This is a genomic window from Pseudomonas sp. IT-P74 (genome assembly GCF_949768175.1).
Classification (GTDB): Bacteria; Pseudomonadota; Gammaproteobacteria; order Pseudomonadales; family Pseudomonadaceae; genus Aquipseudomonas.
The window spans coordinates 1-1520 of sequence record NZ_CATKQD010000032.1; the positions used below are offsets into that span (position 1 = coordinate 1).

The 1520-nt window shown below is 65.3% G+C and carries 1 protein-coding gene; it reads right to left on the minus strand.

The window, feature by feature from the left end; all coding sequences use genetic code 11:
* A partial coding sequence (locus ACM6J5_RS16340) for a DUF2345 domain-containing protein (RefSeq protein WP_414928970.1) occupies positions 1-1520 on the minus strand: 1520 nt, incomplete at both ends.

The window sequence follows — 1520 nt, forward strand, 5'->3', positions numbered from 1 at the left end:
ACCTCGAGACTGGCGAATTGCATATCTGTTCGCTGAAGCAACTCGGTAAGACCATCAATTCCCGTGATGCCTTGCACCAGGCTGCCGTCTTCCAATGCGACTTTGTAAGCTTGGCCTTGAGTAATTGCGGTTGGATCACCTTCATAGTGCAGTCGATGCCGTTGGTCAGCGCCGTCCCGTCCGAAAACAGGAATGGCGGCACTGTCGGTCTTCGGCCCCACCCAGTCATGCTCGCCGGCATGCACAATGGCCTTGCCCTGGGTGCCGATCTCGACCCCGCCGCCGATCCTGATGTAGCTGCCGTCATCGGCCACCAGGCGGATGGTCGGGGCGGTGACGAGCACTTCGCCTTCGGCTGCCGACAGGTGCAGGTGCTTTTGTGCGTTGAGCACCAGGTCGTCGTCCTGGGCCTGCACCCGGACCTTGCCGCGATTGGCGATGGCGCTGATGCCCTCGTCCTGGGCGAAGGCGCTGATGCCTTTGCCGGCGTGCAGGCGCATGGCCGCGCCGCTGGTCAACTGCAGGTGGTCCTGGGCGGTGGTGTCGTGGTTTTCACCGGCGTAATGCACCTGCGAGCGCGGCGTGGCGCTGGCAATGCCGGCTTCAGCCGCCACTGCGACCACCGGCTCGCCCGGACTGTTGCTCTCGGGCGCCGGCCATTGACTCAACGACTGGCGCAACGCCTCGATGCCCTGGGTGTCGACCTGCCGACTGCCACGGGCAGCGGCGGTCTGGCCGAGGGACTGGAACAGCTCGCCGCACTCGGCCAAGAGCGTGAGCAGTTCTTCGCGGTCCAGCTGTGAGCCCTGCGCATCGCGGCGAGCGTAGGTGGTCAACAACATCCCTTGGGCCGCCCGCAGGGCAATCGCGGCATCGCTGCGCAATTCGGCGCCCTGGCCGCGCGCCTGGGCCTGTCCATCGGTTCGCGGGGTGACGAGTTTGCCCAGATTCAGCGCCGTGGCCTGATGGGTCGTGGCCAGTCGGGCGCGCAGCGCGCCGGGGGTATCGTCGAAGAGCAGTTCGTTGAAGCCCCTGCCCTGATGTTCGCGGGTCTGGATCCCGGATAAGGTGCGATTGCCCGGCAACCCCGTGGCGTTGCTGAAGTGCGGCGGAACATGGTCGGCGTTGTAGAGCACCGACGTCACCAGGGGGCGGTCGATGTCGCCACCGAGGAACGTGACCAGCACTTCCTGACCGATGCGCGGCAAAAACTGATGGCCGAAGCCGGTGCCGCCACTGGGCATGGCGACCCTCAGCCAGGTCGTGCCTGGTGCCGCATCCTGCTCCCGCTGCCAATGAAAGCGCACTTGCACGCGAGCCATCTCGTCGGTAAACACCTCCTCGCCTTTCGGGCCCACCACAATGGCGGTGAGCGGCCCGGAAATCGTCGGTCGGGGCGTCATGATCGGTGGGCGATAGGCAATCTTGTGGCGGATGCAGACGAAGGTGTTGTCGTAGCTCGCCGGTTGATCCGTCAGGTAGTTGTTGCGGCCGCGGTGCTCCACCTTGAGCAGGAGGAA